Genomic DNA, 15,173 nt, shown 5'->3' on the forward strand with positions numbered 1-15,173 from the left:
CCTCCCCGCCATACCCGACCCACCCGACCGACCCGACCCACCACCCACCTCACGACGGCGCACACCCAAGTTGGTCACCACCAGCTAGACCACGGTGAGAAGGCGCACGACCGATGACACCCGCGCCGAAGGGGACCGGCCACCCGCCGACCGGGCCGCCACCACCCCGACATGCCGCAGTAGGCCCCGGTCGACATCGTGCGCGCTACCCGCATCTGCGGGCCTCCGATGCGAGTACGACGCACGATGATGCCCGCACCGCGGCGCAGCCCCGGCGACGAAGCCGAGGCGGGTCGACATCGTGCGTGCTACTCGCACAATCCGGCCCTGGATGCGAGTACGACGCACGATGATGGCCAGCCCCACCGCACCGGCCGGCCGATCGGCGAACATCGGACGCGCTACTCGCATAATCCCGCGCTGGATGCGAGTACAGCGTCCGATGATGGGCGCCTCGGCACTCGCCGAAAGAAGCGCGGCCGAGGCGGCCGCGCGAGATCAGCGGAGCAAGGCGCTTAGCCGGCCCGCTGTTCGGGGTGGTGGGCGTGCCGAACCTCGAGGTCGTCGAGCAGCGCCGCGGTGGCCGCGGCGATGGTGTCGACGGCACGGTCGAAGGCGGCGGCGTTGTGCGCGGCAGGCTTGCGGAATCCGCTCACCTTCCGCACGTACTGCAGGGCCGCGGCGTGCATGTCCGCCTCGGTGACCTGCTCGGTATAGGGCTCACGCAGGGTCTTGATGCTCCGGCACATGAGCCGACGGTACGCCGGTCCCGGCCGTCCCGGCATCGACCTCCGGGTGGTGCCAGGTCCCCCCATCCAGCAGCCGGTCGGCCTCGGGCGGGCCCCACGACCCGCGGGCGTAGGCGACCGGCCGGTCGGGGAGGTCGAGGATGGGTGCGACGATCCGCCACGCCTGCTCGACCGAATCCTCGCGCGCGAACCGCCGCGCGTCGCCGTCAACCGCGTCGGACAGCAGCCGTTCATAGGCCTCGGGACGCCGCCCCAACGCGCGGGCGAAGTCGACGTCGAGATCGATCGGGCAGGTCTCGGGGTGCCCGCCGGGATGCTTGGCCTGCACGGTGAACGTCACACCGTCGTGGCTGCCCAGGCGGAACCGCAGCAGGTTGGGCTGGGGTCGGGTGCCGCCGACGCCGGTGAAGAGCAACTGCGGCGGTTGCCGCAGCTGGACGACGGCCTCCGTCGCCGTCCCGGCGAGTGCCTTGCCGGCCCGGATGTAAAACGGGACCCCGGCCCAGCGCCAGGAGTCGACGTGGACCCGCAGCGCGATGTAGGTCTCCACGGTGGAACCGGCGGCGACGCCGGGCTCGTCCAGGTAGCCGTCGTACTGTCCGCGAACGATCTGCCCGGGGTCGATCGGGAGAATCGACCGCAGCACCCGGACCTTCTCGTTCCGCAGCGCGTCGGCGTCCTCGGAGATCGGCGGCTCCATCGCCAGCATGGCCAGGACCTGCAGCAGGTGGTTCTGGACGACGTCGCGGATCGTGCCGACCGAGTCGTAGAACGACCCCCGGCCCTCGACGCCAAAGGCCTCGGCCATCGTGATCTGCACGGATTCGACGTAGGTCCGGTTCCAGATCGGCTCGAGGAATGTGTTGGCGAAGCGGAACGTGAGCAGGTCCTCGACCGACTCCTTCTCCAGGTAGTGGTCGATCCGGCGGATCGCGGACTCGGGGAAGACCTTGTGCAGCGTGTCGTTCAGCGCCCGGGCCGAGTCCGGGTCGCGACCGAACGGCTTCTCTACGACGACCCGCGCTCCGTCGGACAGGCCGGCGTCGGCGAGCCCGTGCACGACCGTGCCGAACAGAGCGGGCGGGATCGCGAGGTAGAAGACCGGATGCTGCGCGGCCGGCAGTTCGCTCTTGAGGCGGGAGTAGACAGCGGAGTCGGTGTAGTCGCCGGCGACCATGCTGAGCCTGCCGGCGAGCCGGGAGAACGCCGCCTCGTCGATCGGCTCCCCGACTGCTTCCACCGCGGCCCGCGCGTAATGCCGCAGACCGTCGTCATCCCAGTCGGAGCGGGCGACCCCCACCACCGGTACGTCGAGCAGGCTGCGCTTCTGCAGCTGGTAGAGCGCAGGGAAGATCTTCTTGTGCGCCAGGTCGCCGGTCGCACCGAATACGACCAGGACGTCCCCGCGCTCGGCGCTCATGTCCCGCCGGAGTCGGGGGCCAGGTCGGGGGCGACACCGCCGACCTTCTCGTCGTGCCCTCCGAACTGCTTACGCATCGCGGAAAGCAGCTTGTCGGCGAAATCGGCCTCACCGCGCGAGGAGAACCGCTCGAAGAGTGCCGCGGTCAGCACGTGCGCCGGCACGCTCTCGTCGACCGCCGCCATCACCGTCCAGCGGCCTTCCCCGGAGTCCGACACCCGGCCGGCGAACCCGGCCATCTTCGGGTCCTGCGCGAGCGCGTTCGCGGTGAGGTCGAGCAGCCAGGAGCCGATGACGCTCCCCCGCCGCCATACCTCCGCGACGTTCGAGGCGTCGATGTCGTACTGGTAGTACTCCGGTGAGGACAGCGGCGCCGTCTCGGCGTCCTGCAGTTGCTCCTCCCGACCGATACCCGCATTGCGGAGTACGGCGAAACCCTCGGCGTAGGCGGCCATCACGCCGTACTCGATGCCGTTGTGCACCATCTTGACGAAGTGGCCGGCGCCGTTCGGGCCGCAGTGCAGGTAGCCGTACTCCGCGGGGACCGGCTCGCCTTTGCGGCCCGGGGTGCGTACGGCCGCCTCGACCCCCGGCGCGATGCTCCGGAAGATCGGATCGAGGTGGGTGACGACGTCGTCCTCGCCGCCGATCATCAGGCAGTAGCCACGGTCGAGTCCGTAGACGCCACCGCTCGTTCCCACGTCGACGTAGTGCAGCTGCCTGGTCTTCAGCACCGTCGCGCGGTGGATGTCGTCGCGGTAGTAGGAGTTGCCGCCGTCGATGATGATGTCCTCGGGGGCCATCAGGTCGGCAAGCTTGTCCACGGTCTGGCCGGTGACTCCGGCCGGGACCATCACCCACGCGGCCCGCGGGGTCACCAGCTTCGCGACGAACTCCTCGAGATTCGACGCGCCCGCAGCGCCTTCCGCCACGAGCGCCGCCACCGAGTCCGGTGACGTGTCGTAGACGACGCACTCGTGACCGTCGCGCATGAGCCGCCGGACGAGATTGGCGCCCATCCGACCGAGGCCGACCATTCCGAGCTGCATCTGCCACCTCTTCGCATCGTCGATACCTGGCGGTGGGACGCCGACGTCTCCTCAGTGCAACACACCCGTTGCCTGTGTCGCACCGTGATCGGCTGACGCGGACGGTGAGTGATGTTAGACCTCAACATGGCGGCGTCACCGGGACGCCCCGTGAGTCACAACACCACGGTCCCGTACATCTCTCCCAGCGGGTCGGCGATGAGTTCCACGCGGGCGCCGTCGGGATCGCGGAAGTAGATCGACGTCCCGCTCTCCTCCTGGAACTCCACCCCGGCCTCGTCGAGGTTGGCCTTGAGCCGCCGCCAGTTGTCGGGCTCCACCGAGATGGCGATGTGGTGCAGACCGCCGAGCACCTCGGCATAGGGCCCCAGGTCGAGGCCCGGGAAGTCGAAGAACGCCAGCAGGTTGCCGTTGCCGATGTCGAAGAAGAAGTGGTTGGAGCCACGGTAGTCGCGGTTTTCGAAGATCTCGGTGAGCGGGAACTCCAGCACGCCCTGGTAGAAGCGCACGGTGCGCTCGACGTCCGAGCTGAGCAGCGCGGTGTGGTGGACACCGCGGGCCGACGACGAGGGCCGGTCCTTCGGGTCGCGCAGGTACGCCGACCGGATCCGGTCCCGCTCTGCCTCGATCGCGGCGTAGTCAGTGGTCGTCATCACCGATGTCCTTTCCTTCCAGAGAAAACCATGCCGCCCGGCGTAGCGAACCCCGCCAGAGGAGCAGTGCCTGACCGAGATAGAGCCGTGGACCGACCGTGACGAGTTCGTCCAGGACCTGACGCACCGGCCAGGCGGGGTTCTCCGCCACGTCCCGGTAGTCGATCCGGAGTACGTCGACCCCTGGGTCCAGAGCGCTGGGGCCGACCGAGGTGAGGAAGCGGAATGCGCTGAACTGGCCGCCGCCCTCGTCCCGCACGTCCTGATAGTTGGGCAGCGTCACCCGCATCATCCGCTGGGCGCCCGTCGTGAACAGATTGCGGCCCTCACCGTCGCCGCCGGCGAAGGTCTTGCCCTGCCACGGCAGCCACCCGCGGGCCATCGCCTCGAAGACGCCGTCAGTACCGTGCCCGATCGTCGTCGCCACCAGCCGGCCGCGCAGCGGGCCGTCCAGACCGTCAGGTGCCTGGCCCTCGCTGAAGCATCGCTCCAGCCCGCGCAGACCCGCCCGCCGGTCGAAACGGAGTTGCCCGACCGCGCGCCAGTACAGCGACCCGTCCACCGTGCTCACCTCCGGATTGTGTCGCCCTTCGCGCACATCAGGTACGCGAACGGGCAACTCCCCAACCGGTTTCGTCGTTCCGCTTGCGCCCCCATGCAAGGACGCCCGACCATCAACAGCAAGCAAAGGAGCCATCATGGCCGGTTTTGTACAGATCATCGAGTTCGACACCTCGCGCATCGACGAGGTGCGGGCGCTCGCGGACGAGTTCCAGGGCCGCCAGGAGGCGGGAACGGTACGGCGCGCAGGAGTCACCGCCGACCGCGACCACCCCGGCCACTACCTCACCGTGGTCGAGTTCGACTCATACGACTCGGCGATGGAGAACTCCCGCCGGCCCGACACGGCCGAGTTCTCGGCCCGGATGGCGCAGTTGTGCGACGGGCCGCCGACCTTCCACAACCTCGACGTGCTGGAGTCGTGGCACAGCTGACTATCCGGGTCGATCCCCGGCGAGCAGGCTCGCCGATCGCTCGCGCATCTCGACCTTGCGGATCTTGCCGGTCACGGTCATCGGGAACTCGTCGACGACGTGGACGTATCGCGGGATCTTGTAGTGCGCAAGCTTTCCGGCACAGAAGTCCCGCAGGGCCGCCGCGGTGAGATCCGCTGCACCTGGGCGCATCCGCACCCAGGCCATCAACTCCTCGCCGTAGCGCTCGTCCGGGACGCCGATGACCTGGGCGTCGACGATGTCGGGGTGGGAGTAAAGGAACTCCTCGATCTCGCGCGGGTAGATGTTCTCGCCGCCGCGGATGACCATGTCCTTGATGCGCCCGACGATGCCGGCGTAGCCCGCGTCGTCCATCACGGCGAGATCACCGGTGTGCATCCAGCGGGCGGCGTCGATCACCTCGGCGGTCTGCTCCGGTTGGTCCCAGTAGCCGAGCATCACCGAGTAGCCCCGGGTGCAGAGCTCGCCGGGCGTTCCGCGCGGCACCGTCAGGCCGGTGGCCGGGTCCACGATCTTGATCTCGACGTGCGGATGGACGGTGCCCACCGTCGCCACCCGGCGCTCGAGGTCGTCGTCGACCCGGGTCTGGGTGGACACCGGCGACGTCTCGGTCATGCCGTAGCAGATGGTCACCTGCGTCATACCCATGTCGTCGACCACCCGTTTCATCACCTCGACCGGGCAGGGCGACCCGGCCATGATGCCCGTGCGCACTGTGGACAGGTCGTAGGAGGCGAAGTCGGGCAGCCCCAGTTCGGCGATGAACATCGTGGGGACGCCGTACAGCGACGTGCACCGCTCGGCACTGACCGCCTGCAGCGTGGCGGCCGGGTCGAAGGCCGGGGCGGGGACGACCATGCACGCCCCGTGGCTGGTGGCGGCGAGATTTCCCATCACCATCCCGAAGCAGTGGTAGAAGGGCACCGGGATGGCGATCCGGTCGGCCTCGGTGTAGCCGCAGAGCTCCCCGACGAAGTAGCCGTTGTTGAGGATGTTGTGGTGCGAGAGGGTCGCGCCCTTCGGGAAGCCGGTGGTGCCCGACGTGTACTGGATGTTGATGGGGTCGTCGGGCGACAGCGTCGACCCGATCTCGGCCAGCCGGTCGTGCCCGGCCCGCTCGCGGATCAGCTCGTCCCAGTCCGGGTCGCCGAGAAACACCACCTGCTCGAGACCGGGGAGCTCACCACGCACCTCGCCGACCATCGCCCGGTAGTCGCTGCCGCGGTGCTCCGGCGCGCTGACCAGCAGCCGTACCCCCGCCTGACCGAGCACGTAGCCCACCTCGTGCGTGCGGTAGGACGGGTTGATGTTGACCAGGATCGCGCCGATCTGCGCGGTCGCGTATTGCACCAGAATCCACTCGGCGCAGTTGGGCGCCCAGATGCCGACCCGGTCGCCCTTCCCGATGCCGGCCTCGAGCAGGCCGAGGGCGCACCCGGCGACGGCCGCGGACAGCTCGGCGTAGGTGTAGCGGCGCCCGGAGCCCAGATCGACGAGGGCCTCCCGGTCGGGGAACGCCGCCACGGCCCGGTCGAAGTTCGCGCCGATGGTGTCGCCGAGCAACGGCACCGTGGACGTCCCGGAGGCGTAGGACGGAAGTGCTGTCGCGGGCATGCTGACCTCCGGGCGCCCGGACCGGCCCACCCCTTAGAGGTTGGGCCGGTCCGCCAGGCTGGGGTGACGGTAGCGGAGCCGCTCGGGCGGGAGCGGAAACTCCGGGTCCTCGCCGAAGGGTGACGGCGCGCCCTGGACCGGTGAGGTGAACTCGGAGATCACCGGCTCACCGTCGGCCTCGGGCCAGGTGGGGTCCTGTCGCGCAAGCTGGGCAGGTTCGCTCACCGTGACCTCCGACCTCTCGCTTCCAGTGTGACCCCTCCCGTCTAGTACAGCAGCTGATCGCGGCTGGCCGGCCAGGCCAGCGTGGCGTAGATCTGCACCATGGCGGCCTGCTCGATTGCCTGAGTCTCGCCGTTGCCGGCGAACTGGAACAGTCCGCTCGCGGGGTCGCGGAGCGTCGTCCAGGTGGTGTCGGCGTAGTTCTGCATGGCCTGCCGGTACTTCGTGCCGCCGGTCACCGACTCGAGCAGCAGCAGGTTCTTGAAGTAGATCGAGTTGAAGTACGGCGGCTGGCCCGAGAGGTTGCCCTGCTCGACGAAGTACTGGTACGACGCCTGCGCCACGCTCTCGGCGCGCTGCAGGTAGGTCGGGTCGTGGGTGACCTCGTAGAAGAGCACGTCGACGCCGATCGGCACGCCCTGGTTGTAGGACCACTGCGTCTTCTCGACAGTGACAGTTACGGGGGGGCCTGCCACGAGGCTGACGTGGTCCCAGTACATGCCGTTGGGGGCGAGCAGGTAGCGGTTGGTCCAGTCGTACATCCGCTTCGCCCAGTCGAGGTAGGTCCGGTCGTGGGTGGCCTGGTAGAGCCGCAGGCCCAACTCCGCGCCGGGCATGTTGGACACCGTGTTGCGGTCCTGGCTCCAGCTCGCCTGGGTCCAGAAGACGCCGCCCGGGTCGGCGTGGGTCGCATCGGTGTCCCACCCGGAGACCACGAGGGCGAAGACCTGCTTGGCCCGCGCCAGCGCCGTACGGTCACCGGTCATCAGGAACTGCTGGGCCTTCTCCAGCCCGACCCACTCGTTGTCGTCGTAGAACATGTCGCCGCCGCCGCCGTAGGGCGCGGGGGCGTAGGAGTCGTAGCCGGGGACACCGGTCGTGCCGCCGGCGGCGTTCCAGTACCGCTCCTGGCCGGCCGATCGATCGCGCAACGCCGGCCCGAACGAGGCACCGGTGCGCCCGCCGATGCCGACCAGGTCGAGCGTCGCGACGTGGGCCTGCGAGAACGGCCATTCGTAGGAGTACTTGTTGTCCTTCGGCTGGACCGGGTATTGCTCGTGGTAAAGGTACGAGCCGTCGCCGACGTACAGGTACTTCTGCAGGGCGTCGTACGACGTGACGGCGTGTGCCGCGTCGGCCTGCGTGTGCGACGGCGCGCCGGCGGAGGCACTCGCGCTTGCGGCGCCGGGCATGGCCCAGGCGCCAAGCGCGACAGCAACCGCGGACAGCACCGCCACGCCCCCTAGTCTCGACCTCATCGGTGGTGAGCTCCTTTCGACGACCGGCGCGAGCGGAACGGGGCGCGCGTCGCTTCGGTGTGGGTACGAGGATGTCGCGGGCACGCAACCATGTCGCGAGATACCGGTCAAGAGCAGACACCGTGCCCGGCGCTCGTTCCGGGCGTACGACGCCGCCGTCGGCGGCTGCGACTACCGTTGTCGCGATGAGCACGACCCATCCCGCGAGCCTGGCCGACTGGCTGCGGGCCCGGCCCGACGAGGCGCTGATCCGGCTGTTCCGGGAGCGTCCGGACATCGCCGTACCGGCCCCGGCCGATGTCGGCGTGGTCGCGAGTCGCGCGGCGATCCGGGTCTCGGTGCTGCGCGCCCTGGAACAGCTCGACGCGTTCTCCCTCCAGGTGGTCGACACACTGTCGCTGCGCGGGTCGGATGCCTCGATCGGCGACATTTGCGACGCCCTGGACGTCACCGAGGTGGCGGTCCGGACCGCCGTCGACCGGCTGCGTGACCTCGCGCTGGTGTGGGGCGACGACGAGGCGCTGCATCTCGTCGGGAGTGTCGCCGACGCGGCCGGTCCCTACCCGGCGGGTCTCGGCCGACCGGTCGCCGCCGGCCTCGGCCGCCACGACGACCGGCAGATCGCGCCGGTCCTCGAGGCGCTCGACCTCCCGTCGGCCCGGCAGCCGGCCGCCGCCGGTCTCGTCGGCGGCGTCTTCGCCGACCGGGCCCGGCTCGACGCGCTGCTGGCCCGTTGCGGGGAGCAGGAGCGGGCGGTGCTCGACCAGCTCGCCGAGGGCTCCCCGCTCGGCACCGTCCGCGCCGCCCAGCGGCCGGTGCGGGCCGCGGAGGCCGACACCCCGGTGCGCTGGCTGTTGGCGCATGCCCTGCTGGTGGCGGTCGACACCGACACCGTCGAGCTGCCGCGGGAGGTCGGGCTGGCCCTGCGCGGCGACCGGCCGCTCGGGCCGCCGCAGTCCGAGCCGCCGGCCCTGCGCCCCCGGGAGGTCAGCGCCGCACTGGTCGAGGATGTCGGCGCCGGCCAGGCGGTCACGGTGCTCCGGCTGATCCAAGCCCTGCTCGATTCCTACGGCGAGGATCCGCCCCGGCAGCTGCGCTCGGGCGGCCTCGGCGTACGCGAACTGCGCCGCAGCGCCCGCGCCCTCGACGTCCCCGACGACCTCGCCGCGCTGCTCATGGAGATCGCCCACGCCGCCGGACTGCTCGCGGCCAGCGGCGAGACCGAACCCGAGTGGCTGCCCACCGCCGACTTCGACCTCTGGGTGGGCTCGCCCGCCGAGCAGCGCTGGAGCAGGGTGGCCGCGGCCTGGCTCTCGATGCCGCGACTGCCGACCCTGATCGGTCAGCGCGACGACCACGACAAGGTCATCGCTCCGCTGTCCTTCGAGGTCACCCGCAGCGGCACCCCGGCGACCCGCCGGCAGGTACTCGGCGTACTCGCCGAGTTGCCGGCGGGGCAGAGCGCGCGCAGTGACGACGTGGCCGCGCTACTCCGCTGGCGCGCGCCGCGACGCGGCGGCGTCCACCGCGACGCCGTCGTCGCGTCGACCCTGACGGAGGCCGAGACGCTCGGGATCACCGGCCGTGGGGCGCTGACCTCGTTCGGCCGGGCCCTGCTCAGCGGTGCCGACCCGGCACCGCTCATCGCCGACCACCTGCCCGCACCGATCGACCACGTCCTCGCGCAGGCCGACCTCACCGTCGTCGCGCCGGGCCCACTCGAGCCCGATCTCGCCCGCGAAATGGCGCTGGTCGCCGATATCGAGTCTTCCGGCGGCGCCACCGTCTACCGGGTGACCGAGACCAGCGTCCGGCGGGCGATGGACGCCGGCCGCAGCGCGGACGACCTGCACGAGTTGTTCCGCACCCGGTCACAGACGCCGGTGCCGCAGGGCCTGACGTATCTCATCGACGACGTCTCCCGCCGGCACGGCGCCCTGCGGGTCGGCAGCGCATCGGCCTACCTGCGGTGCGACGATCCGGCGTTGCTCGCCGAGGTGGTGGCCGACCGCGGGCTCGAGATCCTCCGGCTGCGCCGGATCGCCCCGACCGTGTTGCTGTCGAAGTCGCCGGTCAACCGGGTGCTCGAGATGCTGCGCGACCACGGTTACGCGCCGGTCGCCGAGTCGGCCGACGGCGCGCTCGTCCTCTCCCGCCCCGACGCCCGGCGTACCCCGGTGCGCCAGCGTTCCTCGACCCGGCCGGTCGAGCCGCCGGCGCCCAGCACGCAACAGCTCACCGACCTGGTGCGCCAGATCCGGGCCGGTGACCGGGCTGCCCGCGAGGCACGGCGGTCGCCGGTCACCAGCACCTTCCCGGGGGTCACCACCGCCGCGACGCTGGGTGTGCTCGGCCAGGCCGTCCGCGACGGGCTCGCCGTATGGCTCGGCTACGTCAACGCGCAGGGCACGGCGTCTCACCGGATCGTCGAACCGGTCTCGGTCGGGGGCGGCTTCCTGCGTGGCTTCGACCACCAGCGCGACGAGATGCGCACCTTCGCGCTGCACCGCATCACCTCGGTCGCCCTGCTCGACGAAGAGGCCCGCGCCTGACCTTCCGCGCCGTCCCTCGCCCTGACCTCACCCTCCATGATCAAGAGGGGATAGGCGCACGAAACGCCGTACGAATCCCCTCTTGATCATGGATGGGTCAGTCGAGCACCGGCTCCCACAACCGCTCCGGCGCGGCGCCGGGTGAGTACCAGTAGACGTCGTCGCCGGTACCGGCGAAGGCACCGATGAAGATGCCGGAATCGGCCGGCACCACGGTGTTACGGGCGTAGCGGATCGTCGTTCCGCCGGTGGCGAAGCGCAGCATCCGCAGGTCGTGCCCCGGGCTCCAGAACGCCACCGCGTCGCTGTCGCCGGTGTGGAGCACCCGGATCAGGCCGCTCTCCCCGTTGGTGACGTTGGTCGAGTCGAAGGTCCGGTCCGGTCGCCCGCGCCACAACCAGTCGACGCCTCCTCCGGGCGTGGTGAAGAGCACGTCGTCGAGTTGGTCCGGCGCTCCGAAGCGACCGACGACCGGGCGGTAGTTGGCGCCGCGCAGGGTCAGCGGTTTGGCCACGTGCCCCGTGGTCTGACCGTGCGCCGGGCCGGTGAGGTACCAGACGGAGTCCGGGATGCCGCCCGGTCCGTACCAGAGCACGTCGGCGAACCCGTTGCCGTCGAAGTCACCGGTGACCGGCTTGTAGTCGTTGCTGACACCGACCGGGAGCCGGCTCACGCTGGGGCTGCCGCCGACCGGCCAGGTGTAGTGGTCGATCTGGTCGGTGTCGGTGTGCGGGCCCCACCACAGCACCTCGTCGTTGTTCGGGCCGCCCCGGGCGGCGTTGTGCCGGAGCACCAGGGCGTGTCGCACCGGCGGCACGGTGATGGCCCGCCACGCCGCGCCGAACGGCGCCCGCGCGAGGTACGCCGTCGTGCTGAGCGGGCTCCACCAGATGATCTCGTCGCGCGCGTCACCGGTGAAGTTGCCGACCAGCGGGGTCCAGTTGTGCGCGATCTGCGGCAGCGGCCGCTGTTGCCAGCCGCCGTGGCCGTCGGCGATCTGCAGGTAGTCCGGGCCTCGGTCCGGCGTGTACGCGAGAATGTCCTCGGCGGTGTTGCCGTCGAAGTCACCCACCGCCATGCGGTAGTTCGAGCGCAGGTAGCTCGGGCCGCCGCTCGTCTCGTGGAAGAACCTGCTTCCCGGCTCAGCCGCGGATACGCCGTTGGTCAGCGGATTCCCGGCGGCGTTGAGCCCTTGCACGGCGACGACCGCCGTGCCGGACGGGACCGGGATCGCGGTCTCGAAACCGGTCTTGCGCACCGGGGCACCGAGCGCCTTGAGCGTCGACGGGCTGCTGCCGCCGAGGAGCCGCCACTGCGTCACGCCGGTCTCGCCGTTCCAACTGACGTACGCCGTCGGATGACCGGACGGGGTCTGCACCACCATGTCCGGCGGACGGTCGGAGACGCCGTGCCACACCGCCCGGACCCCCCGGTAGCTCAGCTGGTCGAACTTCAGGTCGAGCCGGAGGTCACCGCTCGGCCCGAATTCAGACACCTGCGATGCGTCCGCCCAGTCGATCAGCGCGTCGCCGTTGGACTGCAGGCGCATGCTGCCGGTGAAGTTCGTGAAGAGGTCAGGGCTGTGCCGGAAGCCCTTGGCGAGGGTCGCGACCTTGTTGGCGACGTCGAGGCGGAACACCAGTCCGCGGGCCGGATGGCTGCAGCCCGGTCCCCCGCCGCCGTCGTCGTAGACGGTGTAACGGCCGTCGGGGGTGACCCGCGCGTCGTGCTGGTAACAGAAATAGCCGAAGTTGGAGCCGGTGAGCCGGAACTGCGGAGACGCGTTGTTGGGCTGCCCGAGCTCCCAGATCACCTTGCCGGTGGACCGGTTGATCTTGTAGACGATCCAGGTGTTGCGGGCGGAAACCAGCAGGTTGCCGTCGTTGTCCTGGGCGATCGAGTTGCCGTGGAACCAGTCGTACTGCCCGCCGGGCGCCGGAGCCGGGGTGTGGGACTGGGCCACCGACACGTGGTCGAGCGCATGCCACTCGAAGAGCACCTTGTTGCCGTGCTGGAAGTCGACCTCCTGGACGACGTAGTCCAGGACGATCTGCGGTCCGTGGCCGAGGTTCATCATGACCGGGTCGTAGATGCCGAGCAGCGCCGTGCCCTGCTTGGTGATCGACAGTTCGTGGAAGTCGGCCTGCAGGCCGTTGCCGGCACCGATGTGGGCGGCGAACCCGTAGTGGTCGTTGAGCAGGGTGTATTGGCCGGCACCGTGCCCGGCGTCGGTCGGGGCGCGGTTACCGGCGTAGTAGGCCAGCATCTCCTGGCCGTTGAGGTGCACGACCTGGAAGTCGTGGACGACCTGCGCGTTGCCGCGCCGGAACCACACCGGCTGACCGCTGTTGTCGTAGATTCCCGGCCCGACGCCGGCTTCGCCCCCGGGGGTGAGGAACAGGTCGCCGGGCGCAGTGCTCCCGCGCCGGGCGATCACGCACACGGGCGGCGGGTGCAGGTCGGGACGACTGTTGTAGACGTGGGCGGTCGGCTTACACGTGGGTGCCGCGGCCGACGTGCGGGCCGGGGTTGTCGTGGCCGTCTCGTCCGGAACGGTCGCCGGCACATCGGCGGGCCGGGCCACACCGAAGCTGAAGGAGCCGTCGGTCGCATCGCGTACGTCGACGCCGCCGGTGCGGACGGTGACCCGTTCACCCGGACGGAATGACGTCGCCGGCTGGAACACCGAGCCGCGTCCGGCCGCGAGGGCCGACACGTGCCCGGCGTGCGCGCCGCTCTCGGAGCCGGTCACGACCAGGCGGCGCAGCGCGGCCGGCGAGACCCCGCGGAACGTGATCCCGGTCTGCGGCGAGGCGACCCGGTCGCCCGGCGACGGGAAGGCCTGCACCGGGGCGGACGGGTGTGGCGGCGCGGCGCCGGCCGGAGCCGTGGCCCCGGCGACCACCACCGCGGTCATCGAGACGGTCATCGCCGAACCGGCCAGAATCGCGACGGCCGACCGGCCGAAATGCAGAGCTCTCATCGAAGGACCATCCCCCCATTGCGACGGCGTGGCGGCCGTATGCTAGTGCAATTCCGGGAGAATCGCCGGAAGGCGGTCAGCGTGGCGGCCGGGCCGGTGGGCGGGGACAATGGTCCGCGTGACCGATGGCCCCCTGATCGTGCAGTCCGACAAGACCCTTCTCCTCGAGGTCGACCACCCCGCAGCCAGTGAGGCGCGGATGGCGATCGCGCCGTTCGCCGAGCTCGAACGATCGCCTGAGCACGTGCACACCTACCGGCTCACCCCGCTCGGCCTGTGGAACGCGCGGGCCGCCGGTCACGACGCGGAGCAGGTGGTCGACGCGCTCGTACGGTTCAGCCGCTACGCCGTGCCGCACGCGCTGCTCGTCGACGTCGCCGACACGATGGACCGCTACGGCCGGCTGCAGCTGCAGAAGGACCCGGCGCACGGGCTGATCCTCGTGGCGCTCGACCGGGCCGTCCTGGAGGAGGTGCTCCGGCAGAAGAAGATCGCCCCGATGCTCGGTAACCGGGTCGACGACGACACCGTCCTGGTGCATCCCTCCGAGCGCGGCCGGCTCAAGCAGGCGCTGCTGAAGGTGGGCTGGCCGGCCGACGACCTGGCCGGATACGTCGACGGCGAGGCGCACGAGATCTCCCTCGTCGAGGAGGACTGGACCCTGCGCGACTACCAGCGCGACGCGCTGGACGGCTTCTGGGCCGGCGGGTCGGGCGTCGTCGTGCTGCCCTGCGGCGCCGGGAAGACCCTCGTCGGCGCCGCGGCGATGGCCAAGGCGCAGGCGACCACGCTGATCCTGGTCACCAACACCGTCGCCGGACGCCAGTGGAAACGCGAGCTGATCGCCCGCACCAGCCTCACGGAGGAGGAGATCGGCGAGTACTCCGGCGAGCGCAAGGAGATCCGGCCGGTCACGATCGCGACCTATCAGGTGATGACCACCCGCCGGAAGGGCGAATACCGGCACCTCGAACTGTTCGACTCCCGGGACTGGGGGCTGATCATCTACGACGAGGTGCACCTGCTGCCCGCCCCGATCTTCCGGCTCACCGCCGATCTGCAGTCCCGCCGCCGGCTGGGCCTGACCGCCACGCTGGTGCGCGAGGACGGCCGCGAGGGCGACGTCTTCTCGCTGATCGGGCCGAAGCGTTACGACGCCCCGTGGCGCGACATCGAGGCGCAGGGATGGATCGCGCCGGCCGATTGCACCGAGGTTCGGGTCACGCTGACCGACGCCGAGCGGATGACCTACGCGACCGCGGAGCCCGAGGACCGCTACCGGGTCGGGGCCACGGCGCACACCAAGATCGCCGTCGTACGTCGCCTCGTCGAGCGGCACCTCGGCGACCAGGTGCTGGTGATCGGCGCCTACCTCGACCAGTTGGACGAACTCGGCGAGGCACTCGACGTACCCGTGATCCAGGGGTCGACGACCAACCGCGAACGCGAACGGCTCTACGACGCGTTCCGGCGCGGCGAGATCCCGACGCTCGTGGTCTCCAAGGTCGCGAACTTCTCCGTCGACCTGCCCGAGGCTGCGGTCGCGATCCAGGTGTCGGGCACCTTCGGGTCACGGCAGGAGGAGGCGCAGCGCCTCGGCCGGGTCATGCGACCCAAGGCCGACGGCAAGACCGCGCACTTCTACACGATCGTGTC

General features: G+C 70.5%; 12 protein-coding genes. 3 read left to right on the forward strand and 9 right to left on the reverse strand.

All coding sequences use genetic code 11. The annotated features are described in order from the left end of the window. Positions 1-515: 515 nt before the first annotated feature. The 5 genes from VGH85_13390 to VGH85_13410 all read right to left on the reverse strand — a co-directional run bounded on the left by VGH85_13390 (position 516) and on the right by VGH85_13410 (position 4,442). Positions 516-749 (reverse strand): DUF2277 family protein, encoded by a 234-nt coding sequence (locus tag VGH85_13390; protein ID HEY2174795.1) that lies wholly within the window; start codon positions 747-749, stop codon positions 516-518. Further along, positions 721-2,169 carry a glucose-6-phosphate dehydrogenase gene (zwf, locus tag VGH85_13395; protein ID HEY2174796.1) on the reverse strand — a complete coding sequence of 483 codons (1,449 nt, stop codon included), beginning with the start codon at positions 2,167-2,169 and terminating at the stop codon, positions 721-723. Before zwf ends, VGH85_13390 begins: the two co-directional genes overlap by 29 nt. Next, complete coding sequence (gene gnd / locus VGH85_13400) at positions 2,166-3,218, reverse strand: decarboxylating 6-phosphogluconate dehydrogenase (GenBank protein HEY2174797.1); 1,053 nt, start codon at positions 3,216-3,218, stop codon at positions 2,166-2,168. Before gnd ends, zwf begins: the two co-directional genes overlap by 4 nt. Positions 3,219-3,373: 155 nt before the next feature. Next, positions 3,374-3,871, reverse strand: coding sequence for a VOC family protein (locus VGH85_13405; GenBank protein ID HEY2174798.1), 498 nt, complete (start codon positions 3,869-3,871; stop codon positions 3,374-3,376). Further along, positions 3,858-4,442, reverse strand: coding sequence for a hypothetical protein (locus VGH85_13410; GenBank protein ID HEY2174799.1), 585 nt, complete (start codon positions 4,440-4,442; stop codon positions 3,858-3,860). Before VGH85_13410 ends, VGH85_13405 begins: the two co-directional genes overlap by 14 nt. 127 nt (positions 4,443-4,569) lie before the next feature. Between VGH85_13410 and VGH85_13415 the strand changes: the two genes are divergently transcribed. Then, positions 4,570-4,866 carry a hypothetical protein gene (locus tag VGH85_13415; GenBank protein ID HEY2174800.1) on the forward strand — a complete coding sequence of 99 codons (297 nt, stop codon included), beginning with the start codon at positions 4,570-4,572 and terminating at the stop codon, positions 4,864-4,866. On the opposite strand, the gene VGH85_13420 is transcribed toward VGH85_13415, so the two are convergent. Genes VGH85_13420 through VGH85_13430 form a run of 3 tightly spaced genes read right to left on the reverse strand, consistent with a single transcriptional unit; the run spans position 4,867 to position 7,961 of the window. Next, positions 4,867-6,501: an AMP-binding protein gene (locus tag VGH85_13420; protein HEY2174801.1), complete on the reverse strand. Its 1,635-nt coding sequence runs from the start codon at positions 6,499-6,501 to the stop codon at positions 4,867-4,869. A gap of 33 nt (positions 6,502-6,534) precedes the next feature. Next, entirely contained in the window at positions 6,535-6,726 is a 192-nt protein-coding gene (locus VGH85_13425; protein ID HEY2174802.1) for a hypothetical protein, read from the reverse strand. Between the two features lie 41 nt (positions 6,727-6,767). Continuing rightward, entirely contained in the window at positions 6,768-7,961 is a 1,194-nt protein-coding gene (locus VGH85_13430; GenBank protein HEY2174803.1) for a glycoside hydrolase family 76 protein, read from the reverse strand. Between the two features lie 206 nt (positions 7,962-8,167). On the opposite strand from VGH85_13430, the gene VGH85_13435 reads away from it, so the two are divergent. After that, positions 8,168-10,534, forward strand: coding sequence for a helicase C-terminal domain-containing protein (locus tag VGH85_13435; protein ID HEY2174804.1), 2,367 nt, complete (start codon positions 8,168-8,170; stop codon positions 10,532-10,534). Positions 10,535-10,631: 97 nt separating this feature from the next. Here the strand turns inward: VGH85_13435 and VGH85_13440 are convergent, their stop codons facing one another. Then, positions 10,632-13,517 carry an arylsulfotransferase family protein gene (locus tag VGH85_13440; GenBank protein ID HEY2174805.1) on the reverse strand — a complete coding sequence of 962 codons (2,886 nt, stop codon included), beginning with the start codon at positions 13,515-13,517 and terminating at the stop codon, positions 10,632-10,634. 118 nt (positions 13,518-13,635) lie between these two features. On the opposite strand from VGH85_13440, the gene VGH85_13445 reads away from it, so the two are divergent. Next, positions 13,636-15,173: DNA repair helicase XPB (locus VGH85_13445; protein HEY2174806.1), on the forward strand; the 1,538-nt coding region annotated here is incomplete at its 3' end.

The sequence above is a fragment of the Mycobacteriales bacterium genome (genome assembly GCA_036497565.1).
GTDB lineage: Bacteria > Actinomycetota > Actinomycetes > Mycobacteriales > QHCD01 > DASXJE01.

What these genes read in the sequence shown, in the direction of transcription:
- VGH85_13390 (HEY2174795.1), bottom strand. Translation starts at nt 749, where the DNA reads ATGTGCCGGAGCATCAAGACCCTGCGTGAGCCCTATACCGAGCAGGTC.
- zwf (HEY2174796.1), bottom strand. Translation starts at nt 2,169, where the DNA reads ATGAGCGCCGAGCGCGGGGACGTCCTGGTCGTATTCGGTGCGACCGGC.
- gnd (HEY2174797.1), bottom strand. Translation starts at nt 3,218, where the DNA reads ATGCAGCTCGGAATGGTCGGCCTCGGTCGGATGGGCGCCAATCTCGTC.
- VGH85_13405 (HEY2174798.1), bottom strand. Translation starts at nt 3,871, where the DNA reads ATGACGACCACTGACTACGCCGCGATCGAGGCAGAGCGGGACCGGATC.
- VGH85_13415 (HEY2174800.1), top strand. Translation starts at nt 4,570, where the DNA reads ATGGCCGGTTTTGTACAGATCATCGAGTTCGACACCTCGCGCATCGAC.
- VGH85_13420 (HEY2174801.1), bottom strand. Translation starts at nt 6,501, where the DNA reads ATGCCCGCGACAGCACTTCCGTCCTACGCCTCCGGGACGTCCACGGTG.
- VGH85_13435 (HEY2174804.1), top strand. Translation starts at nt 8,168, where the DNA reads ATGAGCACGACCCATCCCGCGAGCCTGGCCGACTGGCTGCGGGCCCGG.
- VGH85_13440 (HEY2174805.1), bottom strand. Translation starts at nt 13,517, where the DNA reads ATGAGAGCTCTGCATTTCGGCCGGTCGGCCGTCGCGATTCTGGCCGGT.